The organism is Arthrobacter sp. Cza30 (assembly GCF_059090765.1).
Map to the genome: position 1 here is coordinate 146,444 of NZ_JBNHGA010000005.1, position 25,664 is coordinate 172,107.

A 25,664-nucleotide genomic window follows, 5' to 3' on the forward strand; every position below is an offset into this window, starting at 1 on the left:
CACCGCGGATCCCGGCAGGCAGGCCCGCCCCGGCCCGAATAAACCGCGGGCGGCGCCGGGCCTGCTGCCGAAGAGGCAAGTTCCACTGCATCCGGCGCAACGCCGGGACCGGGATCCGGAAGGACGCTGTGCTCAGAGTCATTATCAAGCGCATCGCGCTGCTCATCCCGACGCTCTTCGGGCTTTCCCTGCTGCTGTTCCTGTGGGTCCGCAGCCTGCCCGGCGGGCCCGCCACGGCGCTGCTCGGCGACCGTGCCACGCCCGAGGCGGTGGCACGGATCAACGAGCTCTACGGCTTCGACCGGCCGCTGATCGAGCAGTACTTCGTCTACATGGGCAAGCTGCTCCAGGGCGATTTCGGCACCTCGATCCTCACCGGCCGGCCCGTGCTGACGGAGTTCGCCACCCGCTTCCCGGCGACGGTCGAGCTGACGATCGTCGCCCTCATCATCGCCGTCGGCATCGGCATCCCGCTGGGCTACCAGGCCGCCAGGTACTACGGCAAATGGCCGGACCACTCCTCCGTCGTGCTGTCGCTGGTGGGGATCACCGTGCCGGTCTTCTTCCTGGCCTTCATCCTCAAGTGGCTGTTCGCCATCCAGCTGCCCTGGTTCCCTACCGACGGCCGGCAGAACCCCAGGATCAACGCCACGCACGTCACCGACTTCTATGTGCTCGACGGTCTGCTCACCCGCGAATGGGATGCCGCCTGGGATGCGCTGCTGCACCTTGCGCTGCCCGGGATCGCGCTGGGCACCATCCCGCTGGCCATCATCGTGCGCATCACCCGGGCCTCCGTCCTGGAGGTGCAGAATGCCGACTACGTGCGCACCGCCCGCGCCAAGGGGCTGCTGCAGAAGACCATCCGCAACCGGTTCATCCTGCGCAACGCGATGCTGCCGGTGACCACCACCATCGGCCTGCAGCTGGGGCTGCTGATTTCCGGGGCCGTGCTGACCGAGACGGTGTTCGCCTTCAACGGCATCGGGCGGTTCCTGCGCGACGCGATCTTCAACCTGGACTACCCCGTCCTGCAGGGATTCATCATCTTCATCGCCGTGCTGTATTCGCTGATCAACCTGGTCGTGGACGTGTCCTACAGCATCATCGACCCGAGGGTGCGTGTCTAAATGAGCACAACACTTCCGCCGCAGTCAGGCGGCGACCTCCGGACCACCCCCGAGCCACCGGGCGCACCCGGCGCTCCCGCCAGCGTCGGACCCGGCGGCACCAGCCTGTGGAAGGACGCGTTCCGCCGGCTCCGCCGGAATCCGCAGGCCATCGCCGGCGCCGTCATCGTGGGCCTGTTCGTGCTGACCGCCGTGCTGGCGCCGGTGCTGGCACCCTATGGCGGCCAGGACCTGCCCGGCCGCACGTACATCACCCCCACCCACATTCCGGGCTTCGGCGAGGTGGAAGGCTTTCCCCTCGGACTGGACCGTTTCGGCGGGGACCTGTTGAGCAAACTCATCTGGGGCGCGCAGGCCTCGCTGCTGATCGGCGTCGTCTCGACCGCGATGGGGCTGGCCGGGGGCATGCTGCTGGGCATCCTCGCCGGCGGCTTCGGCGGCTGGATCGACAGCGTGATCATGCGCGGCGTCGACATCCTGCTCTCGGTGCCGAACCTGCTGCTGGCGGTGTCCATCGCGGCCATCCTGGGGCAGGGGGCGTACGCGGTGATGATCGCCATCGGCGTGGCCCAGCTGCCGATCTTCGCCCGGCTGCTGCGGTCGTCGATGATTTCGCAGCGCAGCGCGGACTACATGCTGGCGGCGCAGACGCTGGGCCTGAGCCGGGGCACCATCATCATGAACCACCAGCTGCCCAACAGCGTGGGACCGGTCATCGTGCAGGCCACGCTGACGCTGGCCACCGCCGTCATCGACGCCGCCGCGCTCTCCTTCCTTGGCCTGGGCGGCGGGCGCCCGCAGACCGCCGAGTGGGGCCGCATGCTCACCTACGCGCAGGCCGAACTGGGCATCGCGCCGCAGCTGGCGTTCCTGCCCGGCCTGTGCATCGCCGTCACCGCACTGGGCTTCACGCTGCTGGGCGAATCCCTGCGGGAAGCGCTGGACCCCAAGACCCGGGCCAAGTAGCGGCAGGTGCGGGTCAGCCGGCCAGGGTGGCCGGCGGGGCCCCGCCGTCGTGCCGCCGTCGCTGGCGCGCCATGTGCATCATGGCGGCGAAGCCGGCGATGAACAGCACTTCCAGCGCCGCCAGCCACCAGAGGGCGCCCCACCTGCCCTCGCCGATGAAGATGACGGCGCCGACCGCCAGCAGCACCGTGCCGATCACCAGCACGAAGACCGCGAAGCCGATGGCCACCGCGGCGCTGCGCACCCCGGTCCGGAAGCCGAAGCCTTCCGGCCGGTGGTCGTCGGGCTCCGGGGCGGCCCCGGGCCCGGTGTTCTCAGGACGCAATCTCCGGATCCTCCGCCTGAATGTCCAGTTCGTTGCCCGGTATGGACGCCAGCAGGCGCCGCGTGTAGGGGTGCCGCGGGTTGGTGAACACTTGCTCCGAGCTGGCTGCCTCCACCAGTTCGCCGTCCTTCATCACGCAGACATAGTCGGAGATCAGCCGCACCACGGCCAGGTCATGGGAGATGAAGAGGTAGCTCAGGCCCAGCTCCGCCTGCAGGTCGCCCAGCAGCTTCAGGATCTGCGCCTGCACCAGCACATCCAGCGCGGAGACGGGCTCGTCGCAGATGATCAGTTCGGGCTTCAGGGCCAGGGCGCGGGCAATCGCCACGCGCTGGCGCTGGCCGCCGGAGAGTTCGGACGGGTAGCGCCGCAGCATGTTCTGCGGCAGCGCGACCTCGTCCATCAGCTCGCGCACGCGGACCGAGCGTTCCCTCGCGCTGCCGCGCTTGTAGGTGGACAGCGGCTCCTCGACAATCCGCTCGATGGTGAACATCGGATTCAGGGACGAATACGGATCCTGGAACACCGGCTGGACCCGCTGGCGGAAGTCCCGCAGCTGCGCCTTGGTCAGGTTGGCCACATCCATTCCGTCGAAGGTCATGGTGCCGCTGGTCGGTTCGATCAGCTTCAGCAGCATGCGGGCGGTAGTGGTCTTGCCGGAGCCCGATTCGCCGACGATGGCGACCGTGTGTCCGCGCGGGATATCGAGCGTCACGTTCTTCGCCGCGTAAAAGTCTTCGGCCTGGCCGCGGATCTTGTACACCTTGGTCAGGTCGCGCAGTTCCACGATGTTGTCCGTCTTCCGCGCCTCGGCGGCCGCGGGAGCCTCGGTGACATGCTCCTGGAAGACCTTCTCCGCCCGTTCGGCCCGCACGGCCGCGTTGCCGGTGAACGCCCCCGGCATCAGGCGCACCGCGGCGACGCTGGGCGCCGCCTTCACCAGCGCCCGAGTGTAGGGGTGCTGCGGATCCTCCAGCAGCTGCCGTGCCGGCCCGGTCTCCACCACCTTGCCGCGGTGCATCACCACCAGCTCCGACGCCCGTTCGGCCGCCAGCCCCAGGTCGTGGGTGATGAGCAGCACCGCCGTCCCCAATTCATGGGTCATCGACTCGATCTGGTCCAGGATGGTGCGCTGGACCGTGACATCCAGCGCCGAAGTCGGCTCGTCGGCGATCAGCAGCCGCGGCTGGCAGGCCAGGCCGATGGCGATCAGGGCGCGCTGGCGCATCCCGCCGGAAAACTCATGCGGATACTGCTTGGCGCGTTCCCTGGCGTTGGGCAGTCCGGCAGCCTCCAGGACCTCCACGACCTTCCGGTCCACGTCCCGCCTGGTCGCCATGCCGTGAACCAGCAGGGTCTCCGCCACCTGCGAGCCGATCCTGGTGACCGGATTCAGGTTGGACATCGGGTCCTGCGGGACCAGGCCGATCTGGCGGCCCCGGATGGTGCGCATCCGATGCTCCGACAGCCCCACGAGCTCCTGGCCGTCAAAGCGGATGCTCCCGGCGGTCACGCGTCCGTTGTCCGGCAGCAGCCCAATCACGGCCATCGCCGTGGTGGACTTCCCGGAACCGGATTCGCCCACAATCGCCAGTGTCTTGCCCGGTTCCAGGCGCAGTGAGGCGCCCTCGACCGCGGAGACTTGCCCGTAGGTGGTGCGGAAAGCAACGGCCAGGTCCCGTACCTCGAGCAGGGCCGCGTCGTCGGCATGTTCGGTCATGGTCCCATCCTGCCCCAAACACCTGCGGATGTGGCCTATCTCTCATCGGGAATTCGCTGCGCAGGGCCCAGGACGGGAGTCGATTAGACTTGGGGATCATCCCCGCCTGCCCCGAGGAGCCTGAAGCGTGACACCACCCACCGCGCGCCGCACCGTGCTGAAGGCAGGCGCAGCGGCGGCGGCTGTGTTGCTCACCGGCTGCACCCCGGAACCGGGCAGGCCCGCCCCGTCAACCGCCCCGGCCAGCGAGCCGCCGACGGCCTCGCCCGCGGACACCACCTTCACCATGGGCATTGCCGCCGCCCCGGTGACCCTTGATCCGGCGCTGGCCCTGGACACCGAGTCCTACCGGGTGACCCGGCAAATCCTCGAAACGCTCGTCGGGGTGGACCCGGCGACCGGGGTTCCGGCGCCGCGGCTGGCCTCCGAATGGACCGAGGCGGACGACGGCCGCTCCTACCGCTTCCGGTTGCGCCCGGGTGTCACCTTCCATGACGGCACGGCGTTCGACGCCGAAGCGGTCCGCGCCAATTTCGAACGCTGGTACCGGCTCCCCGGCGGCGCCCGGCCGGTGGAAGGCGGGCTGGCCTTCCGGTCGGTCTTCGGCGCGTTCGCAGAGGACGAGGACGAATCGCTCTACCACAGCTGCGAGGTGGTGGGCCCGCTGGAAGTGCAGCTGAACCTGACCCGCCGGTTCACCGGCCTGGTCGCATCGCTGGCCATGCCGGCCTTCGCCATCTCCTCGCCGGCGGCGCTGAAGGCCGGGGCGGCCGACCGGCTGACGGAGGAACGCGGCGGCCATAAAGTATCCCGCTACGGCCTGGCCCCGGTGGGGACCGGCCCGTTCACGTTTGCCAACTGGGAGCGGGACCGCGTGGTGCTCTCCGCTTACCCGGGCTACTGGGGTGCCGCCGGCGACGTGCGCACCGTGGTGTTCGAGGCGCTCCCGCATCCGATGACGCGGTTGCGCGCCTTGGAAGCCGGGGACATCGACGGCTACGACCTGGTCACCCCGGCCACTTACGCTGACCTGGCGCGGGCGGGCATGCAGGTGTTGCAGCGAGACCCGTTCTCCGTGGTCTACCTCGGCATGAACCAGGCGGCCGACGGGCTGGACGACATCACCATGCGCCAGGCCATCGCCCACGCGATCGACCGGCAGGCGCTGATCGACAGCTTCTTCCTGCAGGGCACCAAGGAGGCCATGCAGTTCATCCCGCGCAGCCTGGGCGTGACCAATGAGACCATCCCCTACTACGCGTACAACCCGGAGCGTTCGCGCGAACTGCTGGCCGACGCCCGGTACGACGGCGCCGAACTCACCTTCTACTATCCGCTGGGCGTCACGCGGGCCTACCTGCCGACCCCCGAAAAGGTGTACGCGGAGCTGAGCCGCCAGCTCACCGCCGTCGGAATCAATATCAAGCCGGTGCCGATCCCCTGGGACGAGGGCTACCTCGACACGATCCAAAGCTCCACCGGCCATGCCCTCCACCTGTCCGGCATGAGCGGCAGCTACCGCGACCCGGACAACTTTGTGGGCCCGCTCTTCGGCAGCAAGTCGATGGAGTTCGGCTACGACAGCGCGCAGATCCGCAGCAAGATAGCCCGTGCCAAGACCCTCCCCGAGGGCGAGGACCGCGTGCAGGCCTACCACAGCATCAACGAGCAGCTGGCGCGGGCGGTCCCCGCGGTGCCGCTGGCGTTCCCCATCTCCGCCCTGGCCATGGGGCCCCGGGTGGTGAGCTACCCGGCCAGCCCGATGCTCGACGAGGTCTACAACAAGATCGAGCTGGGGCAGGATTGACGGGGCGACGGCGCCCGCGCTGTGTGGCCGCGCAGGGCCGACACGGCCGCACAGGGCCGGCACGGCGGCGCCCGGTGCGCGGGTGACGGGCCGCGGCCGGCGGAAAATTGTAACGCTGCCGGTCCCGCCGCGTCTGTCTGTTGGGTCACATCGATGACGGCAGATTTTAGTCTCGCTGGCGCAGGGCGCTAGGCTTCTAACTGCTGGCACAGCTGCTATTGGAGATTGAAGTTGACTGCAAACATTCCCTCGGGATCATCCAAGAACGTCGACGTCGCGCTGATTGGCGGCGGCATCATGAGCACCACCCTCGGCTCCTTCATCAAGCAGCTGCAGCCGGACTGGAGCATCAGCCTGTTCGAGAACCTGGACGAGGTCGGTCTGGAAGCCTCGGACCCGTGGAACAACGCCGGCACGGGCCACGCCGCGCTCTGCGAGCTGAACTACACGCCCGCCTCGGCGGACGGTTCGGTTCCCACCGCCAAGGCCGTGGGCATCAACGAGAAGTTCAACGTCTCGCGCCAGTTCTGGTCGCACATGATCCGCGAAGGCCACATCTCGTCGCCCCGCGAATTCGTCAACCCGCTGCCGCACATGAGCTTTGTCTGGGGCGATGACCATGCGGACTACCTCAAGCGCCGCCACGAAGCGCTGAAGCAGGAACCGCTGTTCGAGCAGATCGAGTTCTCCGAAGACCACGCCGCCATCAATGAGTGGGCGCCGCTGATCATGCAAGGCCGCGATCCGCAGCAGCGCGTGGCCGCATCCCGCGTCGCCGGCGGCACCGACGTGGACTTCGGCTCCCTGACCCGGAAGCTCGCGGGCTACCTGACCGCCCATGGCGTGGAACTGAACTACGGCCACCGAGTGCTGGACGTCTCCCGCAACACCGACGGCCGCTGGACCCTGGAGATCAGGAACAACGCCACCGGCGAAAAAACCAAGGTCAACGCCCGCTTCGTGTTCATCGGCGCCGGCGGCGGCGCCCTGCACCTGCTGCAGCGCTCCGGCATCCCCGAGTCCAAGGGCTACGGCGGTTTCCCGGTGTCCGGACAGTTCCTCCGCTGCACCGACGAGACCGTCATCAACGCCCACAACGCCAAGGTCTACGGCCAGGCCTCCGTGGGCGCCCCGCCCATGTCGGTGCCCCACCTGGACACCCGCTTCGTCAACGGCAAGCGCTCCCTGCTCTTCGGCCCGTACGGCGGCTTCTCGCCGAAGTTCCTCAAGACCGGCTCGCTGCTGGACCTGCCCACGTCCGTGCGCCCGGGCAACCTGGTCCCCATGCTGGCCGTGGCCAAGGACAACTTCGGCCTGGTCAAGTACCTGGTCACCGAGGTGCTCAAGACCCGCGAAGGCAAGAACGAGGCCCTGCGCGCCTTCCACCCGGAGGTTGCCGGAGACCAGTGGGAGCTGATCACCGCCGGCCAGCGTGTCCAGGTGATCAAGAAGGACCCGAAGCGGGGCGGCGCCCTGCAGTTCGGCACCGAGGTCATCGCGTCCGCCGACGGCAGCATCTCCGCCCTGCTCGGCGCCTCCCCCGGGGCGTCAACCGCAGCGCCGATCATGATCAGCCTGCTGGAACGCTGCTTCCCGTTGGAGTTCAAGAGCTGGGAACCCAAGCTGAAGGACATGCTCCCCGGCTACGGCGTGAACCTGAACGAGAACCCCTCGCTGTTGGCCGAAATCACCGCCGACACCGACCGGGTACTCGAACTGGCATGATCCCCGTCCGCCCCGTACGACCGCTGAACTAAGCTTCAAGCCATGCACAAGCTGGCAACGCTGTCCCTGGCGAATCGTGCGTTGATCGCGCTGATTACGGTCTTCGTGGCCGTCTTCGGCGTGATCACCATGGGTTCGCTGAAGCAGGAACTCATCCCCTCGCTCGAGTTCCCGCGGATCACCGTTGTCAGTTCCATGCCCGGCGCGTCGCCGGAGGTGGTGGACAAGCAGGTCAGCGAACCGCTCGAACGCGCGCTCACCGCCGTCGAGGGCCTCGAGTCCTCCTCGGCGGTGTCGCGCAACGGATTCTCCACCGTCAACCTGACGTTCGTCTACGGCACCAACCTGGACCGGGCGCGCAGCCAGGTGGACCGTGCCATTTCCAACGTCCGCCAGCAACTGCCCGACGACGTCTCGCCGCTGTCGCTGGCCGGCAGCATCGATGACTTCCCCATCGTCTTCATGGCGGTCTCCTCCGACCTGACGCTGAGCGAGCTGAGCGCCGAGCTGAACCGGCTCACGGTGCCCCGGCTGCAGAACATCCCCGGAGTGCGCGGGGCCGAAGTCTCCGGCGGCCCGGGCCGGCACATCGCCATCGTGCCGGACGACGATGCCATGGCGGAGGCCGGCGTCGGCGTTTCCGCCATCGTGGACAGCCTGGCCAACAGCGGCGGCTTGGTCCCCGCCGGCGCCGTGCAGCAGGACGGCCAAAGCCTCTCCGTGCAGATCGGCAGCCCGCTGGACAGCCTGGCGGCCATCGAAAACCTGCCGCTCTCCCCCGCCGAAACGACGACGGCGGAGCAGCCCTCCGCGCCCACCGCACCGGAGGCGGGGCGGGCACCCGGGCAGTTCCCCGGCGAGGGCCAGCCCGCCCCGCCGGGCAGCGGGACCGAGCCGGGCCAGGTGCCCGTGCCCGACACGGTGCCCGCCCCGAACCAGCCCGGCCAGGTGCCGGACCCCGCGCCGGCCGACCCGGCCACCATCGGCGAGGTGGCCGACGTCGAAATTGCCGACGACGAGCAGACCTCCATCACCCGGACCAACGGCGAGCTCACGCTGGCCCTGGCCGTCACCAAAACGCCGGAGGGCGACACGGTGGCCATCTCCCACGCCATCGGGGAGCTGCTGCCCGAGCTGGAGGCCGAACTGGGCGACGGCGCGCAGATCACCACGGTCTTCGACCAGGCCCCGTTCATCGAGACGTCCATCAAGGACCTGACCACCGAGGGCCTGCTGGGACTGGGCTTCGCGGTGCTGATCATCCTGGTCTTCCTGCTCTCCGTACGCTCCACCCTGATCACGGCGATCTCCATCCCGCTGTCGCTGCTGGCCACGTTCATCGGCCTCAATGCGCTGGGCTACTCACTGAACATCCTCACCCTCGGCGCGCTGACCATCGCCATCGGGCGCGTCGTGGACGACTCGATCGTAGTGGTCGAGAACATCAAACGGCACCTGAACTACGGCGAGCCCAAGGGCGACGCCATCCTGGCGGCGGTCCGCGAGGTCGCCGGGGCCATCACCGCGTCCACCCTGACGACCGTTGCGGTGTTCCTGCCGATCGCGTTCGTCGGCAATCTGGCCGGCGAGCTGTTCCGGCCGTTCGCCATCACCACCGCGCTGGCCCTGCTCGCGTCGCTGGCGGTGTCGCTGACCATCGTGCCGGTGCTGGCCTACTGGTTCGTGAAATCCCCCGCGGCGGAGCGACACCCCGACACGTCCGCAGTGCGTGCGGCGGCCTCCGAGAAGGAACGCCGCTCGCTGCTGCAGCGCGGCTACCTGCCGGTGCTCGCCGGCACGCAGCGGCACCCGGTGATCACCACGGTGGCCGCCCTGCTGGTGCTGGCCGGCACCGCCGCCATGGTGCCGCTGATGCAGACCAACCTGCTCGGCGACAGCGGACAGAACAGCTTCAGCCTCCGCCAGGAGATGCCGGCCGGGACCAGCCTGGAGACCACCGACGAGGCGGCCACCCCGGTCGAGGAGCTGCTGGCCGGGATGGACGGGATCGAGGCGGTCCAGGTCACCATGGGCAACGCCGGCGGCGGCCTGGGGACGTTCCTCTCCGCGGGTGCTTCGGTGGCCCAGTACACCGTCATCACCGAGGAAGGCATCGACCAGGCGGCGCTGCGCGACCGGGTCCGCTCCGCCGTCGAAAAGCTGCCCGGCGACGCGACATTCACGCTCGGCACCCAGGGCGGGGGCTTCGGCACCTCCAGCACCGTGGACGTGGAGATCTCCGCGAACGGGCCGGAGGAGCTGAGGGACGCCTCCGACCGGCTGGTGGAGCTGCTGCGGGAGGTGCCGGGGGCCGCAGAGGTCTCCAGCAACCTCTCGGCGGCCGAGCCGGTGGTCCAGGTGTCCGTGGACCGGGCCGAGGCCGTGGCCGCCGGGCTGGACGAGGAGCAGGTCGCGGGCCTGCTGGCATCCACGATCAGCCCGCTGCCCGGCGGCACCGTGCGCATCGGCACCACCGACTTCCCGGTGCTGATCGGTGAAGGCAGCGACTTCTCCAGTGTCGAGGAACTGCGCGGCGTCGAGGTGCCCACGGCGGCCGGGCCGGTGCCGCTGACGGACCTGGCCACGGTTGAGGAAACCGACGTGCCGACGTCGATCAGCGCCAGCGGCGGCGAACGCACCGCCGTCGTCTCCGTGACCCCGGAGGGAGAGAACCTGGGTGCCCTCAGCGGCGAGGTGGCGGCCGCCCTGGACGGCACCGAGTTGCCGGCCGGAGTGACGGCGGAATTGGGCGGCGCGGCCACGCAGCAGGCCGAGTCCTTCGAACAGTTGGGCTGGGCGCTGCTGGCCGCCGTCGCCATCGTCTACGTGATCATGGTGGCGACGTTCAAGTCCCTGGTGCAGCCGCTGATCCTGCTGGTCTCCATTCCGTTCGCGGCCACGGGGGCCATCGGGCTGCTGGTCATCACGCGGATCCCGCTGGGGCTGCCGTCGCTGATCGGCATGCTGATGCTGGTGGGCATCGTGGTGACGAATGCGATCGTGCTGATCGACCTGATCAACCAGTACCGGCGCCCGCACGACGGCCGGCCCGGCATGAACGTGGCGGACGCGATCACCCACGGGGCGCGGCGCCGGCTGCGGCCCATCTTGATGACGGCGCTCGCCACGGTCTTCGCGCTCACGCCGATGGCGCTGGGACTGACCGGCGAGGGCGGTTTCATCTCGCAGCCGCTGGCCGTGGTGGTAATCGGCGGCCTGGTGTCCTCCACCGCGCTGACGCTGGTGCTGGTGCCGGTGCTGTACCGGCTGGTCGAAGGCCGGCGCGAGCGCCGGGAACACCAGCGCAATACACTCGAGGCAGAACTGGTTCCGGCCGGACGCTGATCCGGCTAACCCGGAACCTGGAGGTGCTTTACATGCCAGAACCGGAAACAATGCCCGCCGGGCCGGGCCGCCTGGACCGGCTCACCGACCGGCTCCCCGCCCCGCTGCGCAAATACGGCCAGCAGATGGGCGGGTGGCGCCGGGTCCAGCTGGCGTTCAAGACCGCGTTGGCGTGCGCCATCGCCTGGTTCATCGCCCTGCGGCTGCCCGGCGGAGTGGACCAGTACCCCTACTACGCGCCGCTGGGCGCGCTGATCAGCATGTATTCCACCGTCGCCGACTCCGTCAAGACCTCCGTGGAGACGCTGGCCGGGCTGCTGCTGGGCATCGGCCTGGCCATGCTCCTGCTCCTGACGGTCGGCCCGCACTTCGTCACCGTGGGCCTGCTGGTGTTCCTGGGCGTGCTGGTCGCGGGGCTGCCGCGGCTCGGGGCCGGCAGGGAATGGGTTCCCATGGCCGCGCTGTTCGTCCTGCTCGTGGGCGGGTCCAATGCGGGCGACTACTCGCTCGGCTATGCGGTGCAGATGGCGGTGGGGGTGGCCGTCGGCATCGCGGTGAACTTCCTGCTGTTCCCGCCGTTGAATTTCAGCGCGGTGGGACGCAGCCTGCAGCAGCTGCAGTCCGACCTCGCCCGGCAGCTGGAGGACATGGCCGAGGCGCTACGGGAGAACTGGCCGCCGGAACACAAGGATTGGGCCACGAACGGCGAGAGCATCACCCGCCTGGGCAACCAGGTGCGGCAGGCCGTGCAGGCCGCCGACCGCAGCCGCAAGGCCAATCCGCGGCGCAAGTTCCACGACCGGGATCTGGACACCGATTGGCGGAATTTACGCACGCTGGAGCGTGCCGCCTTCCATACCCAGGACATGACCGAGGTGCTCAGCGCCGTGATTTGGGACGAGACACTGCATCTTCCGGACCCCGTGCTGGCGCCGATGGCCAACGCCCTGGATGCCACGGCCGAGGCAATCAGGAGCATGACCGCGGAGGACCTGCCGGACAAGCTGGAGGCCGCGCGCGATGCACAGCACCGCCTCACCGGGGTAGTCGCGGGCTCGGTGACTTCGGAGTCCCCCGCGACGGCGGCGGGATCCGTGGCGGTCAGCCTGGAACGCATCCTGGCCGCGCTTGGCCGGCATGTGAAGGACCCCTCGGGCGGCCAGGCGCGGTAACCAGGGCGGGGTGACCGAACCGACAAAGCTGTCCCGGAATGTATCCGCGTGCCTGCCGTTAACACCAGTGAATGCAAATGCATGTAAACTGATCGCAGCAAGCACCACGAAAGGTACATTATGGAACTCGGCGTATTCAGCGTCAGCGACGTCACCCTGGACCCGACCACCAACCGCATGCCCACCGAGCGCGAGCGGATCAAGGCGTCGGTCGCCATTGCCAAGAAGGTCGAAGACATCGGCATGGATGTCTACGCCATCGGCGAGCATCACAACCCGCCGTTCTTCTCCAGCTCCCCCACAACGCTGCTGGCGTACATCGCCGCGCAGACCGAGCGGATCACGCTGTCCACGGCCACCACGCTGATCACCACCAACGATCCCGTGAAGATCGCCGAGGACTTCGCCATGCTCCAGCAGCTGGCCGACGGCCGCGTGGACCTGGTGCTGGGCCGCGGCAACACCGCCCCGGTCTACCCCTGGTTCGGCAAGAACATCCAGGACTCGCTGGAGCTGACGGTGGAGAACTACGCCCTGCTGCGCAAGCTCTGGGACGAGGAGGTCGTCAACTGGCAGGGCAAGCACCGCACCCCGCTGCACAACTACACGTCCACGCCCCAACCCCTGGACGGCGTCGCGCCCTTCGTCTGGCACGGCTCGATCCGCACGCCCCAGATCGCGGAACTGGCGGCCTACTACGGCGACGGCTTCTTCGCCAACAACATCTTCTGGCCGAAGGAGCACTACATGCAGCTCATCGGCCTGTACCGCGAGCGTTACGAGCACTACGGCCACGGCACCGCCGACCAGGCGATCGTGGGCCTGGGCGGACAATTCTTCATGCGCAAGAACTCGCAGGACGCGGTCAACGAATTCCGCCCCTACTTCGACAACGCCCCCGTATACGGCCACGGACCGTCGCTGGAGGACTTCACCGCGCAGACCCCGCTGACCGTCGGCAGCCCGGAGCAGGTGATCGAGAAGACCCTGGCCTTCGCGGACTACTTCGGCGACTACCAGCGCCAGTTGTTCCTGATCGACCACGCGGGACTGCCGCTGAAGACCGTGCTGGAGCAGCTGGACCTGTTCGGCGAAGAGGTGCTCCCGGTGCTGAAGAAGGAGTTCGCCGCCCGCAAGCCGGCGCATGTTCCGGAAGCCCCGACCCACGCCAGCCGCAAGGCCGCGCGCGACGCCCGGGAAGCTGCCGGAGAGTCGGTGTCCCATGGCTGATCCGTCCGGTCCTGAGATCAGGACGACGGCGGCGGCCTGGGAATCGCTGTTCCGCACGCAGGTGGCGGTGATGCGCAGGATGCAGCAGCTGCCCGAGTTCAGGAAGCTCGCCATGCGCGAGTACGACGTCCTGTTCAACCTGAGCCGGTGCCCGGGCGGCTGGAGCCGGCTGAACGAGCTGAACGAGGCGCTGTTGATCAGCCAGCCGAGCCTCAGCCGGATGGTCGACCGCTTGGAGAAGAAGGGCCTGGTCCTCCGGCGCACGGCCCGCAACGACCAGCGGGGCATCGAGATCTCGCTGACCGACGAGGGACGCGCGTTGCAGAAGGAGATCGGCCGGCAGCACGTGAAGCAGCTGCATGCCATGCTCGCCCCGCTGCTGTCCGAGGAGGAATTCGGACAACTCCAGGAGCTGACCGACAAGCTGCGGGCCGGCCTGGCGAACGACTGAAAAACCCGGAGGCTGCCGCTGCCGCGCTGGCCTCCGGGTTTTTTGCCGCCCGGGCGCACCGGCCGGGACCCCCTGCGGGATTCCGGCCGGCTCAGGCTGGCGGGTCTTCGGCGATCTGCAGGGTCATGATGACCTGCTGCAGCGTCTTGAAGTGCTTGCCGGAGACGTAGCTCTCCGCCTCCGCGATGAGGCCGTAGGCATCCAGGAGCCCGGTCTCGTCGCCGGGGGCCGGGGTGCCGTGGCGGACGGCGGTGCCGAAGGAGTAGGTGCCGACCGGTTCCGGTCCGTTGACGGTGTTTTCCACCAGGCAGGCCTGGAAGCCGTCGCCGGCCGTTTTGTCGGTCAGCCCCATCGACCCGAAGTACCGGTGGCCCAGCAGGGTCCGGTAGACGAACAGCGGATCGACCGTGTCGTCGGACGCCACGGCGGGCACCTTCGCCGGCTCGCTGACCAGCACGCGCAGTTCGGTGACGCCGCCCTCGCAGGCGGCCTTTGGCAGCTTGAGCCGGGTGTGCAGTTCGGCGGCCAGCTTGCCGGAAGAGTCCCGGATGTCCAGGTGCAGCCCGTCGTCCGAGGGCTGTGTGGGCTTGACCTGCCGCTGCACCACCCACTCGCCGGGAACCTCGAAACTGATCACGCGGTCCGGATCGGTGTATACCTTCCAGCCGTCGATCGTCGCTTTCCGCACGGGGTCCTTGCCGGGCGGCGGCGCGTGTTGTCCGGCGGCATTCCCGCCGGCCGCCCCGGACGGCGACGCACTCGCGCCGGCCGACGCGCCGCCGTCGTCGACGGGCAGCAGGCCGCAGCCGGACGCGAGCGCCACGCACAGCGCCGCGGCGGCACCCCGGCCCAGCATCCTTTGCGTGATCATGCTGCGCTCCCCTCAGGTCCGTGAGGACTCCACCGTACCCAGCGGGAGGACCGGTCCGGTATAGGACCGCGCCCCGTGTCCCGGGCATCGCGCGAACCTCAGCGCCGCAGCGCCTGGACCTCCTGGACCGCGGCGACGACGGAGCGGGCCGCCAGGGCGATCTCGGCTTCCTTCACGCCGGCCGTGAAGGTCAGCCGCACCGCGGTCTGCGCCACGGCCGGTTCGATTCCCATCGCCAGCAGCACCGCGGACGGCTCGTCCGAGCCGGCGGCGCAGGCCGACCCGCTGGAGCAGACCACGCCGCGGCGTTCCAGTTCCAGCAGCACGGCCTCGCCGGAGGTTCCCGGGAAGCAGAAGGAGGCGCTGGCGGGCAGCCGTTCGGTGCGATGACCGGTCAGCACGGTGCCGGGCAGTTCCCGCAGGACGGTGTCGATCAGGTAGTCGCGGTAGCCCGTGAGCCGGTCGGCGTCGGCCGCCCGGTCGCCGTTGGCCAGCGACAGCGCGGTGGCGACGGCGACCGCGCCGGCAACGTTCTCCGTGCCGGACCGCCGGCCGCGCTCCTGCCCGCCGCCGTGCAGCACCGGCTCCAGCGGAACGCGGCCGGAGACATACAGCAGCCCGCAGCCCTTGGGCGCGCCCAGCTTGTGGCCGGACACGCTGAGCGCGTCCACCCCGAGCGCCGCGACGTCCAGGTCCAGCCAGCCGGCCGCCTGCACGGCATCGGTATGGAACGGGACCCCGGCGGCCCGGCAGAGCCTGCCGATGCGGCCGACCGGCTGGACGGTGCCAACCTCGTTGTTCGCATACATCACCGTGCACAGCGTGGTGTCGTCGCGCAGCGCCGCTTCCAGTTCGTCCACGCGGACCATGCCCGCGGAGTCCACCGGTACCCGGGTGACCTCGAAGCCATGGAACCGGGCCAGGTAGTCGACGGCCTCCAGCACCGAGGGGTGTTCCACGGCGCTGGTGACCACATGCCTGCCCCGCGGGGAGGCGAGCGCAATGCCCTTGACCGCCAGGTTGTTGGACTCGGTCCCGCCGGACGTGAAGATGATCTCGCCGGGGCGGCAGCCCAGCACCTCGGCGGCCTTGCCCCGGGCATAATCGAGTGCCCGCAGCGCCGCCTCGCCCACGGTGTGGTGGCTCGAGGGGTTGCCGAAGTCCTGCGTCAGTGCCGGCCACATGGCCTCCAGCACCTCGCGGCGCACGGGGGCGGTCGCCGCAGCGTCCAGATAGATCACGACGACGATGCCCCTCCGGCCGTCTGCCCCGCGGCGATGCGGATGTCCAGGCCCAGGTCAAGCGACCGCACACTGTGGGTGAGCGCGCCGGACGAGATGACGTCCACGCCGGTCCGCGCAATTCGGCCGACGGTGTCCAACCGCACGTTGCCGCTGGCCTCGACGATGGCGCGGCCGGCCACCTGGGCAACGCCGGCGCTGAGTTCGTCCACGCTGAAGTTGTCCAGCATGATGGTGTCCACGCCCGCGGCCAGCACCTGCTCGATCTGTTCGGCCCTGTCCACCTCCACCTCGAAGTGGACGGTGTGCGGGAGCCTGGCCTTCGCCTCGAGCAGCGCCTCGGTCAGGTCCCGGCTGCCGTCGGCGGTGAGCACGGCCAGGTGGTTGTCCTTGGCCATCACGGCATCCGAGAGCGAATAGCGGTGGTTGTGTCCGCCGCCGCAGCGCACGGCATAGCGCTCCAGCGCCCGCAGGCCGGGGGTGGTCTTGCGCGTATCCACCACCCGGGCCCCGGTACCGGCCACTTCCCGGACGAAGGCCGCGGTCTGGGTGGCGATGCCACTCAGCCGCTGCAGCAGGTTCAGGGCCACCCGTTCGCCCAGCAGGAGGGAGCGGGCGTTTCCGGTCAGGACGGCCAGCACCTCCCCGGCCCCGAAGGCGGCGCCGTCGTCGGTCTTCAGCTCCACCCGCACGCCCGGATCCACCTGGCGGAAGACCTCGGCCAGCACCGGACCGCCGGAGAGCACGCCGGGCTCGCGGGCGGCCAGCTCCGCCGTGGCGGTGGCGTCGGCCGGAATCAGCGTGGCGGAGGTGACGTCACCCCAGGGCGCGTCCTCGGCGAGCGCCCCGGCGACGACCCGCTCCATGGCGGCCCGGTCGATCGGCTGGATATGGTTCATGGCTGCTCCTGCAGGACTGGCTGGGACGTGGGGGAAGACGTTGGGGAAAAGGCGGCGGAGGCGGGGACCGCGGCGGCGTTCACATAGGCCAGGTGCCGGCGGTGCGTCGGGGCGTGGGTGTGATCGCTGCGGTAGTGGGCGCCGATGCTGTCGCGCCGCGCGGCGGCGGCCGCCACCACCAGCCGGGCCACGGTCAGCAGTGCGGCGTCCTCGGCCGAGGCGGCGTCCGTGACCGGCACATGCCACCGCGCCAGCTGGCGGGCAGCCTCCCGCAGCGTCGGGCCGTCGCGGACCACGCCGGCGGCGGCCGCCATCACGGCCTGGATCTGCCGCCGGGTGCACGCAGTGGTTCCGGCCGGTGCGTCCTGCCGGCCGGCGCGTGCCCCGGCAGGCATCGTGCGGCCTGGCGGGGTCCCGACGTCCAGCGGGACGGCACCGAACACCGGCACGGCCTCCGGCCTGTCCAGCGCGTGCACGGCGCGGCGGGCGAAAACCAGGCCCTCCAGCAGCGAGTTTGAGGCCAGCCGGTTGGCCCCGTGCACGCCGGTGCAAGCGACCTCGCCCACCGCCAGCAGCCCGGGCACCGAGGTCCGGCCGTCGTGGTCGGTCCGCACGCCGCCCATCCAGTAGTGCGAGGCCGGACGCACCGGCAGCGGTTGCCGCGTCCAGTCGAAGCCCAGCGACCGGACGGTGGCGTCGATCATCGGGAACCTAGCGGCCAGGTAACCGGCGCCCTTCTCCCGCTCTATCCCGGTGGCGTCCAGGAAGACCTGCGGCACCAGCCCGTTTTCCTCCTGCAGCCGGAGCTGAGTGTGGATGCAGCGCGAGACCACGTCGCGGGGCGCCAGCTCGGCGTCGGGATGCAGCGCCGGCATGAACCGCTCCCCCGCCGCGTCCACCAGCACGGCGCCTTCGCCGCGTACCGCCTCGGAGATCATGAAGGCCCTGCCGCCGGTCGCCGCGGGGTCCAGCAGGGTGGGGTGGAACTGGATGAACTCCAGGTCGGCCAGCGCCGCACCCGCTTCCCAGGCCAGCGCCGCGCCGTCGCCGGTGGCGGCGGCGGGGTTGGTGGTGGCCGGGTACAGCTGCCCGGCACCGCCGGTCGCGAGGATCACGACGTCGGTGTCCAGTTGCGCGGGCACGGCGCCTGCTCCCGCGTGCAGCAGCTCTACGCCCGCCACGCGCGCGCCGGCCGTGAGCAGCCGCCGCACCATCGTGTGCTCAAGGATTTCCAGCCTGCCGGCCTCCGCCAGCCGGCGGACCACGCAGATCAGCACGTCGGCGATGCCGGCCCCGGTGCGGTCGCCGCCGGCGTGCAGGATCCGCGGCGCCGAGTGGGCCCCTTCCAACCCGAGCGACAATTCACCGCCGTGCCGGTCGAAGGCCACGCCCCACTCTTCCAGGGTGGCGATTTCCGCCGCCGCACCTGCGCACAGCAGGCGGACGGCGTCGTCGTCGTTCATGAAGGCACCGGCGGTGAGGGTGTCGTCGATGTGGGCCGCCACGGAATCCCCGGCCGCGGTGCCCTGCGCGGTGACCGCGGTGATCCCGCCCTGGGCGTGCCAGGTGTTGGACTCGGCCAGCCTGCCCTTGGTAATCAGGGTGACGGCAGTGTCCGGGCGTTCCGCGGCGAGCGCGGCGGCGTAGAGTCCGGCGATGCCGGACCCCACCACCGCCACGCGCCGGACCGGTTCGCGGTTCACGGCCTGGCTGCCAGCATCCGTTCCAGCGCCACGCGGGCGGGGACGGCCACCGAATCGGGCACGGTGATCCGGTTGAGGACTTCGCCGCCGGGCAGTTGGCCGGTTCCGGCGTAGGCTTCGAGCACCCAGGCCAGATAGCCCGGGTGGATCCGGTACATCGTGGAACACGGGCAGATCACCGGGTCGAGGCAGAAGATGGTGTGCTGCGGGTACTCGGCGGCCAGCCGGTTGACCATGTTGATCTCGGTGCCGATCGCGAAGACGGTCGTTTCGGTGGCGGCAGCCACGGCCTTGCGGATGTAGTCGGTGGAACCGGATTCATCCGCGGCGTCCACCACCGGCATGGGGCATTCCGGGTGCACGATCACCCGGACGCCCGGGTAGTCGGCGCGCGCCTTCTCGATCTGGTCCACGGTGAAGCGCTTGTGCACGGAGCAGAATCCGTGCCAGAGGATCACGCGCGATTCCTGCAGCGTCGCCTCGTCGTTGCCGCCGAGGGGCTGGCGCGGATTCCACATGGGCATCTGCTCCAGCGGCACGCCCATGGCCTTGGCCGTGTTGCGGCCCAGGTGCTGGTCGGGGAAGAAGAGCACCCGGTGGGCGCGCTCGAAGGCCCACTCCAGCACGGTTTCGGCGTTGGAGGAGGTGCAGACGATCCCGCCGTTTTCTCCGCAAAAGCCCTTGAGCGCGGCCGACGAGTTCATGTAGGTGACCGGGATGACCGGGACCTTGCCGTCGGCATCGGGACCGGTGCCAAGCACGCCGGCCAGCTGGTCCCAGCAGGCCTGCACCGAGTCGATGTCCGCCATGTCCGCCATGGAGCAGCCGGCGGCCAGGTTCGGCAGGATCACGGCCTGGTCTCCTCCGGAGAGCATGTCGGCGGTTTCGGCCATGAAGTGCACGCCGCAGAACACGATGACTTCGGCCTCCGGCTTTTCCTTGGCGGCCCGCGCCAGCTGGAACGAGTCGCCCACGAAATCGGCGTACTTGACCACTTCGTCGCGCTGGTAGAAGTGGCCGAGGATGACCAGCTTGTCGCCCAGCTTTGCCTTGGCGGCCAGGATCCGCTCCTCGAGCTCCTCGTCGCCGGCCAGCCGGTATTCTGCCGGGATTTCGCCCTGCCGCGGGGTGGCGGCCGGCGCCGGATCGGCCATCGACGCGCCCGGCCCGTAGGAGGGAGCCCAGGCACCGCTGCCCGCGGCGGTGTCCAAGGCCCACGGCCCCTTGGCCAGATCGGGCGTGCAGGTGGAGGCGGCGGGCGCGCGGGAGCCGGCAAGGGCTTCCTCGCGGGTGATCAGCTGGATGGTGCTGTTGACCGATGACATGGTGTTCTCCGTTGTGGGGCAGGTGGTCAGTTCGGGGGGTTCCGGGGCGGACTGTGGGTTTGGGGCCGGGTGCGGCGGCGGTTGCCGCGGGCGGCTGGCGAGCTGGCTAGGCGGGCGGGCTCCCCCTGAGCTGCGCGGCGCTCCCGGTGTAGCGGTAGAGCCGGGGCGGCCGGTGTCGGCCGCCCTGCAGGTACTCGTCGGTCGGTTCGATGTCCGGCGTCGCCCGCAGCTGGCGGCGGAAGTTGGCCGGATCCAGCTGCTTGCCCAGCACGGCCTCGTACACTTCGCGGACCTGGGCCAGCGTGAAGGTGGATCCGAGGAAGGCGTACGCGATGGAGCTGTATTCCACCTTGTTCCGCAGCCGCCACAGCGCGTAATCCACGATCTGGTTGTGGTCGAACGCCAGTTGGCCAAGTTCATCGGCGCGGACCCAGCTCACGTTCTCCGTTTCGCGGGCCAGCGCCGCCTCGTCCGGCTTCACGAGCGCCCAATAGACGATGGAGACCACCCGCTGCGCCGGTGAGCGGTTCAAGCCGCCGAAGGCGTACAACTGCTCCAGGTAGCTCGGCTGCAGGCCGGTGGTCTCCTCCAGGTTCCGGGCCGCGGCGTCCTGGAGGGATTCGGCCGCACTCAACGGTCCGCCGGGCAGCGCCCACAGGTCCCGGAACGGCTGCCGGGTGCGGCGGACCAGCGGCAGCCACAAGGTGGGACGACCCGCCTCCGGGTCCGGACGGAGGGCGAAGATCACCGTGGAAATGGCCAGCTCGGGGGGCTGCTGCGCCCGCTCCGACACGTTGGCCGCGTGGATCGGCATGGCTCTCTCCTCCCTGAAGACTAGTAAAAGTCACTTTGACTAGAACTCATCCTAGCGGGTTATGGTCATGTTGACCCAATCGCATCCCGATGTCGGCGAATTGTGACGACACCGAGGTCATGGCGGCACGGATAAGCTTCCCGCCCTCCTCTCGCCGCCAGCCGGAACCGACCACCGACTGAACGCGTGTCCGTACCGCAACTGCTCTCTCCCCCGCTACCGTGGAAGCCATTGGCAACTCTCGTTCGAAGGGTTCGGATGCAGACAGCACGGCCCACGCGGCTGGCGCAGCCCGGGCGCATGGGTCTTTGGCTTTTGACCGTCGCCCTGCTCGTTGGTTGTTCGGCCTCGCCCACCACCACCTACATCGACACGAGCGGTCGTGAGTCGACTGTGGACTGGCGTGATTATCCGGGCCACGCCCACATTTCAGCCGAAGAAATACTGTCTGGGCCTACCCGAGAGCAGGCCGAATCACTGGCGGAAGCCCTCTTGTCCGACGTGGAATCCGCGCTCGGCAGGGAGTACGGGCTGCGCTGGCGGGGCGACGGGGAAGCGGGGTGGTATCCGCAGGAAGGAAACGGGTACGGCGGCAAGTCCGCGTATTCCACCTACAACTCCGCCAACCGCATCAGCGGTTCGGCTCCCCCGGCGCCTGAAGACTGGCAGCGCATCGTTGACATAGTGAACGGGATACTCGCAAACCATGGTTTCGATGCGCTGGTTCTCGATCACCAGTCATCGCCGCACGGCGACGAAGAAACCTGGCAGCGGGAACAGCGTGAGCGCTTCGGAACCGATGATCCGGACGAGTACTGGGTGTGGAGCGGAGCGGCACACACAGATTCCCAGTGGCTGTCGATCACCCTGCTGGATGTGTCCCGCGACCCGTCCGGCAAGGCAGCCGCAGAAGCTGCGGAGCATGGGTGGGCACCTCGATCGATCACGCTGGGTTACGGCGCCACCGCGCTGTCGGAACGCGACATCGAGAACTTCCGACGGGACCTTGCGCCGTTCGCCGGACTGGAAAAGCCGGAGCCGACAACCTCCGACTGACACCACGAATGGAGGCACAGCGGCATTCCGGCGTGCCCGCGTGGCGCCGGCCTCCCCGGGTTAGGCTTCAGCCATGCACCCACGGGGACGGCGGCGGTTCGTACCACCGGACAACAACGAAATCCTCAGGCGCAGGTATGGCAGGAAGGAACGCCCGCCGCACCATCGCGTCATCCTTGGCCGCTACGCCTTCATCAAGGGCTGGCTGGTCGCCGTCGGCGCGTGGTTCGTCATCTCGCTGGCCCTGAGCATCATCGACCAGCTGTCGTCGCCGAACTCCGCTGCCCTGAGCTTCTGGGGCCTATTGCTGACGATCGGCTTTTTCTTCGCCGCCCTGCTGGGCGCCCCCTTCGCGCTGCTGCTGGGCATGCTGCTGCGCCCTGTTCGCCGGCAGTGGGTGCACGTGCTCGCATTTGCCGCAGGGCTGGCCGCACTCACGTGGGGAACCGTCGCCCTGCTGGCTCCGGGCACGGCTCCGCTGCCCGCCATTTTCGCGGTGATCGCCGGAACCGCTGCGGGGCTCGGCCGCGCTGCGGTCATCCGGGACGTCGACGTCGACGACGGCGGCGCCTCCCTTTCCGCCGGGGTCAGCGAGGATCGGCGGCGGCCTGGACCAACGGAAGGGTTCGCTCCCGGAAGTGGCTGTTGAGCACGATCACGGACGACGAACGCAGCACCGTATTGGTCGCCATGACCTGGTCGAGGACCCGCTGCAGGTCCGCGTTCGACCGGGCGACGACACAAGCCAGCAGGTCGCTTTCACCGGAGACGGTGTGCAGTTCCAGCACCTCGGGAATGTCGGCGAGCGCGGCAGCCACGGCGTCGTGCCCGGACTCCTGGCGGATCACGAACGAACAGTAGGCCCGCACCACGTATCCCAGTGCCTCGGGCGAAAGCCGGGGCCCCCAGCCCGCCGTCACGCCGGCACGTTGCATCTTGTCCAGCCGGGCCTGTACTGTGGCACGCGCTACTTTCAGCACCCGCGACGCTTCCAGGACAGACATCCGCGGGTCCTCCGTGAACAGCGTGACGATGTCGGCATCGAGAGAGTCGATCTGCATGACGACGTGCGTCCTTTCGGGTTCGGTGCCGCCAGTTGTGGGACACTGCTAGACAAATTGTCAGCTTACGGGCTGCTTTCGCCAAACGACAGGACAGTCGATGCCGCGTTTTACCGCCACTCACCACCGCGACCCGAGCGCCCGACCGCCCGCCGGGCTCGGCCACGGGATGAAGCAGCGCCAGCTGATCATGATGGGACTGGGCAGCGCCATCGGCGCCGGGCTCTTCCTGGGCTCCGGAGCGGGCATCCAGGCCGCCGGTCCGGCCGTGTTGATCTCCTACCTGCTCGCGGGCACGTTGGTGATCATCGTGATGTGGGCGCTGGGCGAGATGGCCGCCGCCAACCCCAGCAGCGGCGCTTTCTCGACGTACGCCGAGAGGGCGCTGGGCCGCACCGCCGGCGCCACCATCGGCTGGCTCTGGTGGCTGCAGCTGGTGGTGGTGATCGCGGCCGAGGCAGTGGGCGCCGCGGGCTTGCTGGCCACGGTCTGGCCGGCGCTGCCCGTCTGGCTGCTCGCGCTGGTGTTCATGGTGGTCTTCACCGTGGTCAACTTGTTCGGAGTGCGCAACTACGGAGAATTCGAGTTCTGGTTCGCCATCTTCAAGGTCATCGCCATCCTGGCGTTCCTCGCCATCGGCGCCGCCTTGCTGTTCGGCTGGCTGCCCAATGTCCCGTCGCCCGGGTTGGGCGTCATCTTCGGTGACGACGGCTTCGCCCCCAACGGCATCGCCGGCATCGGCGCCGGGCTGCTGGTGGTGATCTTCGCCTTTGGCGGGACCGAGATCGTCGCCGTTGCGGCCGCGGAAACGGAAAACCCGGGAGTCAGCGTGGCGAAGGCCATCCGGACCGTCGTCTGGCGCATCCTGGTGTTCTACTTCGGCTCGGTGCTGGTGATCGCGTTGACGGTGCCCTGGGATTCGGAGGCGCTGGCATCGCCCTTTGCCGCGGTGCTCTCGATCGCCCAGATCCCCGGCGCGGATGTGGCCATCACCCTGGTCGCCGCGGTAGCGCTGCTCTCGGCGCTCAACGCCAACCTGTACGGTGCATCCAGGATGATCTTTTCCCTCTCGGAACGGAACGAGGCGCCCGCTTCCCTCAGGAGGCTCAGCACCCGGCGGGTTCCCGTCAGGGCGGTAATGGCGTCCGTGGCGTTTGGTTTTGTGGCGGCCGTGCTCGAGCTGTTGTTCCCCGAACGCGTCCTGCCGGTGTTGCTGAACGTCGTCGGGTCCACCTGCCTGGTGGTCTGGGGGATGGTCCTGCTGTCCCAACTGGTGCTGCGCCGCCGGGCCGACCGCGAAGGCACGGAGCTGCCGTTCCGGATGCGCGGCTTCCCGGCAATGACGTACGCGGGCCTTGCCTTGCTGGCCGCAATCCTGGTGCTTGGCTTCTTCTCCCCGACAACGGGAATCCAGCTGCTCTCGACCCTGGTGCTGATCGCCGCGATAGCTGCAGCTGCAAAAATCGCCGCACGCCGAACACCTGCCGAGAGTTCACCTCGCCGCTAGCAGCAAGCATTTTGCTTATAGCTATCGCCAGCGGGGGCAACTAACTGTGCACACTGTTTGGTGATTACATGGCAGATTGCACACTCCACGTAGGGTGACTAGTGTCACCGTAAGCAATTGACGCCGTCGCGCTCCTCCCTCGGGGGACGCGGCGGCACCATAACTACGTGGAGGAGCAGGCATGAGCAGCGTTCTTTCCCTGGACCCGTCGGCACAGTCCGACCTGTCCCCCGAGGACCTCAAGGAGCTCTACCGGCTGATGGTGTCGGTCCGCCACCTGGACGAATCGGCCATCCGGTGGCAGCGCCAGGGCCTGATTCCCGGCTACGCGCCGGAACTCGGGCAGGAAGCCGCCCAGGTGGGCAGCGGGTACGCGCTGGACATGTCCCGCGACTTCGTCTTCCCGACCTACCGCGAGATGGGCGTGGCGCGGACGGTGGGCGTGGACATGGTCGAGTACATGTCCACCCACAAGGCGACTTGGCACGGCGGGCTCTACGATCCCCAGGCCACCCGCTTTGCCCCGATCCAAGCCGTCGTGGCAGGCTCCGTGCTGCACGCCGTCGGATGGGCGCACGGGCAGACGCTTTCCGGCGCCCCGGCTGGAGAACTCGGCGTGGCCATCACCTACTTCGGCGACGGCGCCAGCTCGCAGGGCGACGTCCACGAAGCCATGAACTTCGCCGCAGTCATGAAGGCTCCCGTCGTCTTTTTCATCCAGAACAACGGCTTCGCGATCTCAGTGCCGACCGAGCGCCAGGTGGCCGGCGGTTCCGTTGCCGCCCGCGCCGCCGGCTACGCCATGCCGTCCCTCCAGGTGGATGGCAACGACGCCGTGGCGGTTTACCAGGCGACGGCCGCCGCCCTCGGCCATGCACGGGCGGGCCACGGGCCGGCCATCGTGGAAGCCATGACGTACCGGCGGGGCCCGCACTCCACCAGCGACGACCCCGGCCGCTACCGCACCCTGGCCGAGGAACGCGCCGACGGCGGCGAGGATCCACTGCTGCGCATGCGGGCCCGGCTGGAAGCCGACGGCATCGCCGGCGAGGACTTCTTCGCCGAGGTGCTCGCGGCCGCCAAGGCGGAAGAGGAACAGATCCGGGAAGGCGTGGCGGCACTTGGTTCCCGTCCCGGCACGGAGATGTTCGATTTCGTCTACCAGGAACCCACACACGCGCTGAAGGCCCAGGCACGCGCCTGGCGGGAGGAGTCCGAGCATGTCTGAGCACAAGACCCTGAGCGACCTTGAAGCCGCCATCGACAACACCACAGAAACCAGCGCCCAGCAGGAATCCGTGGACGTGGTGGAACCC

21 protein-coding genes are annotated in these 25,664 nt (G+C 69.1%); 12 read left to right on the forward strand and 9 right to left on the reverse strand.

All coding sequences use genetic code 11. From position 1 onward, the window contains the following. Positions 1-128: 128 nt before the first annotated feature. Complete coding sequence (locus AC5RVZ_RS17965; RefSeq protein ID WP_493979914.1) at positions 129-1,130, forward strand: ABC transporter permease; 1,002 nt, start codon at positions 129-131, stop codon at positions 1,128-1,130. Continuing rightward, positions 1,131-2,096 (forward strand): ABC transporter permease, encoded by a 966-nt coding sequence (locus tag AC5RVZ_RS17970; protein ID WP_494067128.1) that lies wholly within the window; start codon positions 1,131-1,133, stop codon positions 2,094-2,096. It abuts the gene before it with no gap. Between the two features lie 13 nt (positions 2,097-2,109). On the opposite strand, the gene AC5RVZ_RS17975 is transcribed toward AC5RVZ_RS17970, so the two are convergent. After that, positions 2,110-2,421 carry a hypothetical protein gene (locus AC5RVZ_RS17975; RefSeq protein WP_494067129.1) on the reverse strand — a complete coding sequence of 104 codons (312 nt, stop codon included), beginning with the start codon at positions 2,419-2,421 and terminating at the stop codon, positions 2,110-2,112. Beyond that, positions 2,411-4,141, reverse strand: a complete 1,731-nt coding sequence (locus AC5RVZ_RS17980; RefSeq protein WP_494067130.1) for an ABC transporter ATP-binding protein — start codon at positions 4,139-4,141, stop codon at positions 2,411-2,413. Before AC5RVZ_RS17980 ends, AC5RVZ_RS17975 begins: the two co-directional genes overlap by 11 nt. 127 nt (positions 4,142-4,268) lie before the next feature. Between AC5RVZ_RS17980 and AC5RVZ_RS17985 the strand changes: the two genes are divergently transcribed. The 6 genes from AC5RVZ_RS17985 to AC5RVZ_RS18010 all read left to right on the forward strand — a co-directional run bounded on the left by AC5RVZ_RS17985 (position 4,269) and on the right by AC5RVZ_RS18010 (position 13,871). Further along, on the forward strand, positions 4,269-5,948 hold the full coding sequence (locus AC5RVZ_RS17985) for an ABC transporter substrate-binding protein (RefSeq protein ID WP_494067131.1): 1,680 nt from the start codon (positions 4,269-4,271) through the stop codon (positions 5,946-5,948). A gap of 231 nt (positions 5,949-6,179) precedes the next feature. Then, positions 6,180-7,673: a malate:quinone oxidoreductase gene (locus tag AC5RVZ_RS17990; protein ID WP_494067132.1), complete on the forward strand. Its 1,494-nt coding sequence runs from the start codon at positions 6,180-6,182 to the stop codon at positions 7,671-7,673. A 42-nt stretch (positions 7,674-7,715) separates the two neighbouring features. Then, positions 7,716-11,018: an efflux RND transporter permease subunit gene (locus tag AC5RVZ_RS17995; protein ID WP_494067133.1), complete on the forward strand. Its 3,303-nt coding sequence runs from the start codon at positions 7,716-7,718 to the stop codon at positions 11,016-11,018. Positions 11,019-11,050: 32 nt separating this feature from the next. Further along, complete coding sequence (locus AC5RVZ_RS18000) at positions 11,051-12,190, forward strand: FUSC family protein (protein ID WP_494067134.1); 1,140 nt, start codon at positions 11,051-11,053, stop codon at positions 12,188-12,190. A 120-nt stretch (positions 12,191-12,310) separates the two neighbouring features. Further along, on the forward strand, positions 12,311-13,420 hold the full coding sequence (locus tag AC5RVZ_RS18005) for an LLM class flavin-dependent oxidoreductase (protein ID WP_494067135.1): 1,110 nt from the start codon (positions 12,311-12,313) through the stop codon (positions 13,418-13,420). Further along, positions 13,413-13,871 (forward strand): MarR family winged helix-turn-helix transcriptional regulator, encoded by a 459-nt coding sequence (locus AC5RVZ_RS18010; protein ID WP_494067136.1) that lies wholly within the window; start codon positions 13,413-13,415, stop codon positions 13,869-13,871. Before AC5RVZ_RS18005 ends, AC5RVZ_RS18010 begins: the two co-directional genes overlap by 8 nt. Before the next feature lie 91 nt (positions 13,872-13,962). On the opposite strand, the gene AC5RVZ_RS18015 is transcribed toward AC5RVZ_RS18010, so the two are convergent. From AC5RVZ_RS18015 to AC5RVZ_RS18040, 6 genes are all read right to left on the reverse strand, one after another. Next, on the reverse strand, positions 13,963-14,742 hold the full coding sequence (locus AC5RVZ_RS18015) for a hypothetical protein (RefSeq protein WP_494067137.1): 780 nt from the start codon (positions 14,740-14,742) through the stop codon (positions 13,963-13,965). Between the two features lie 98 nt (positions 14,743-14,840). Continuing rightward, positions 14,841-15,983 carry a cysteine desulfurase family protein gene (locus AC5RVZ_RS18020; protein ID WP_494067138.1) on the reverse strand — a complete coding sequence of 381 codons (1,143 nt, stop codon included), beginning with the start codon at positions 15,981-15,983 and terminating at the stop codon, positions 14,841-14,843. Next, entirely contained in the window at positions 15,980-16,882 is a 903-nt protein-coding gene (nadC, locus tag AC5RVZ_RS18025; RefSeq protein WP_494067139.1) for a carboxylating nicotinate-nucleotide diphosphorylase, read from the reverse strand. Before nadC ends, AC5RVZ_RS18020 begins: the two co-directional genes overlap by 4 nt. Beyond that, a complete protein-coding gene (nadB, locus tag AC5RVZ_RS18030) occupies positions 16,879-18,585 on the reverse strand; it encodes an L-aspartate oxidase (RefSeq protein ID WP_494067140.1) in 1,707 nt (568 codons plus the stop codon). The genes nadC and nadB overlap by 4 nt, the downstream gene beginning before the upstream one ends. Continuing rightward, the gene (nadA, locus tag AC5RVZ_RS18035; RefSeq protein ID WP_494067141.1) at positions 18,582-19,910 is read right to left on the reverse strand and encodes a quinolinate synthase NadA; all 1,329 of its coding nucleotides are present in this window, start codon (positions 19,908-19,910) and stop codon (positions 18,582-18,584) included. The genes nadB and nadA overlap by 4 nt, the downstream gene beginning before the upstream one ends. 106 nt (positions 19,911-20,016) lie before the next feature. Next, entirely contained in the window at positions 20,017-20,724 is a 708-nt protein-coding gene (locus AC5RVZ_RS18040; RefSeq protein WP_494067142.1) for an NUDIX hydrolase, read from the reverse strand. Positions 20,725-20,982: 258 nt separating this feature from the next. Between AC5RVZ_RS18040 and AC5RVZ_RS18045 the strand changes: the two genes are divergently transcribed. Both AC5RVZ_RS18045 and AC5RVZ_RS18050 read left to right on the forward strand, forming a co-directional pair. Beyond that, entirely contained in the window at positions 20,983-21,780 is a 798-nt protein-coding gene (locus AC5RVZ_RS18045) for a hypothetical protein (RefSeq protein ID WP_494067143.1), read from the forward strand. A gap of 73 nt (positions 21,781-21,853) precedes the next feature. Then, positions 21,854-22,429, forward strand: a complete 576-nt coding sequence (locus AC5RVZ_RS18050; protein ID WP_494067144.1) for a hypothetical protein — start codon at positions 21,854-21,856, stop codon at positions 22,427-22,429. Here AC5RVZ_RS18050 and AC5RVZ_RS18055 read toward each other — a convergent pair. After that, positions 22,368-22,841, reverse strand: coding sequence for an Lrp/AsnC family transcriptional regulator (locus AC5RVZ_RS18055; RefSeq protein ID WP_493979767.1), 474 nt, complete (start codon positions 22,839-22,841; stop codon positions 22,368-22,370). The genes AC5RVZ_RS18050 and AC5RVZ_RS18055 overlap by 62 nt on opposite strands. Before the next feature lie 100 nt (positions 22,842-22,941). Between AC5RVZ_RS18055 and AC5RVZ_RS18060 the strand changes: the two genes are divergently transcribed. Then, a complete protein-coding gene (locus AC5RVZ_RS18060; protein WP_494067145.1) occupies positions 22,942-24,348 on the forward strand; it encodes an amino acid permease in 1,407 nt (468 codons plus the stop codon). A gap of 181 nt (positions 24,349-24,529) precedes the next feature. Then, positions 24,530-25,576 (forward strand): thiamine pyrophosphate-dependent enzyme, encoded by a 1,047-nt coding sequence (locus AC5RVZ_RS18065; RefSeq protein ID WP_494067146.1) that lies wholly within the window; start codon positions 24,530-24,532, stop codon positions 25,574-25,576. Positions 25,577-25,664: the final 88 nt, after the last annotated feature.

Coding starts and splice junctions, on each gene's coding strand:
- AC5RVZ_RS18065 (WP_494067146.1), top strand. CDS start 24,530: ATGAGCAGCGTTCTTTCCCTGGACCCGTCGGCACAGTCCGACCTGTCC.
- AC5RVZ_RS18010 (WP_494067136.1), top strand. CDS start 13,413: ATGGCTGATCCGTCCGGTCCTGAGATCAGGACGACGGCGGCGGCCTGG.
- AC5RVZ_RS17995 (WP_494067133.1), top strand. CDS start 7,716: ATGCACAAGCTGGCAACGCTGTCCCTGGCGAATCGTGCGTTGATCGCG.
- AC5RVZ_RS17970 (WP_494067128.1), top strand. CDS start 1,131: ATGAGCACAACACTTCCGCCGCAGTCAGGCGGCGACCTCCGGACCACC.
- AC5RVZ_RS17980 (WP_494067130.1), bottom strand. CDS start 4,141: ATGACCGAACATGCCGACGACGCGGCCCTGCTCGAGGTACGGGACCTG.
- AC5RVZ_RS18005 (WP_494067135.1), top strand. CDS start 12,311: ATGGAACTCGGCGTATTCAGCGTCAGCGACGTCACCCTGGACCCGACC.
- AC5RVZ_RS18055 (WP_493979767.1), bottom strand. CDS start 22,841: ATGCAGATCGACTCTCTCGATGCCGACATCGTCACGCTGTTCACGGAG.
- AC5RVZ_RS18060 (WP_494067145.1), top strand. CDS start 22,942: ATGCCGCGTTTTACCGCCACTCACCACCGCGACCCGAGCGCCCGACCG.
- AC5RVZ_RS18040 (WP_494067142.1), bottom strand. CDS start 20,724: ATGCCGATCCACGCGGCCAACGTGTCGGAGCGGGCGCAGCAGCCCCCC.
- AC5RVZ_RS18045 (WP_494067143.1), top strand. CDS start 20,983: ATGCAGACAGCACGGCCCACGCGGCTGGCGCAGCCCGGGCGCATGGGT.
- nadC (WP_494067139.1), bottom strand. CDS start 16,882: ATGAACCATATCCAGCCGATCGACCGGGCCGCCATGGAGCGGGTCGTC.
- AC5RVZ_RS18050 (WP_494067144.1), top strand. CDS start 21,854: ATGCACCCACGGGGACGGCGGCGGTTCGTACCACCGGACAACAACGAA.
- AC5RVZ_RS18000 (WP_494067134.1), top strand. CDS start 11,051: ATGCCAGAACCGGAAACAATGCCCGCCGGGCCGGGCCGCCTGGACCGG.
- AC5RVZ_RS18015 (WP_494067137.1), bottom strand. CDS start 14,742: ATGATCACGCAAAGGATGCTGGGCCGGGGTGCCGCCGCGGCGCTGTGC.
- nadA (WP_494067141.1), bottom strand. CDS start 19,910: ATGTCATCGGTCAACAGCACCATCCAGCTGATCACCCGCGAGGAAGCC.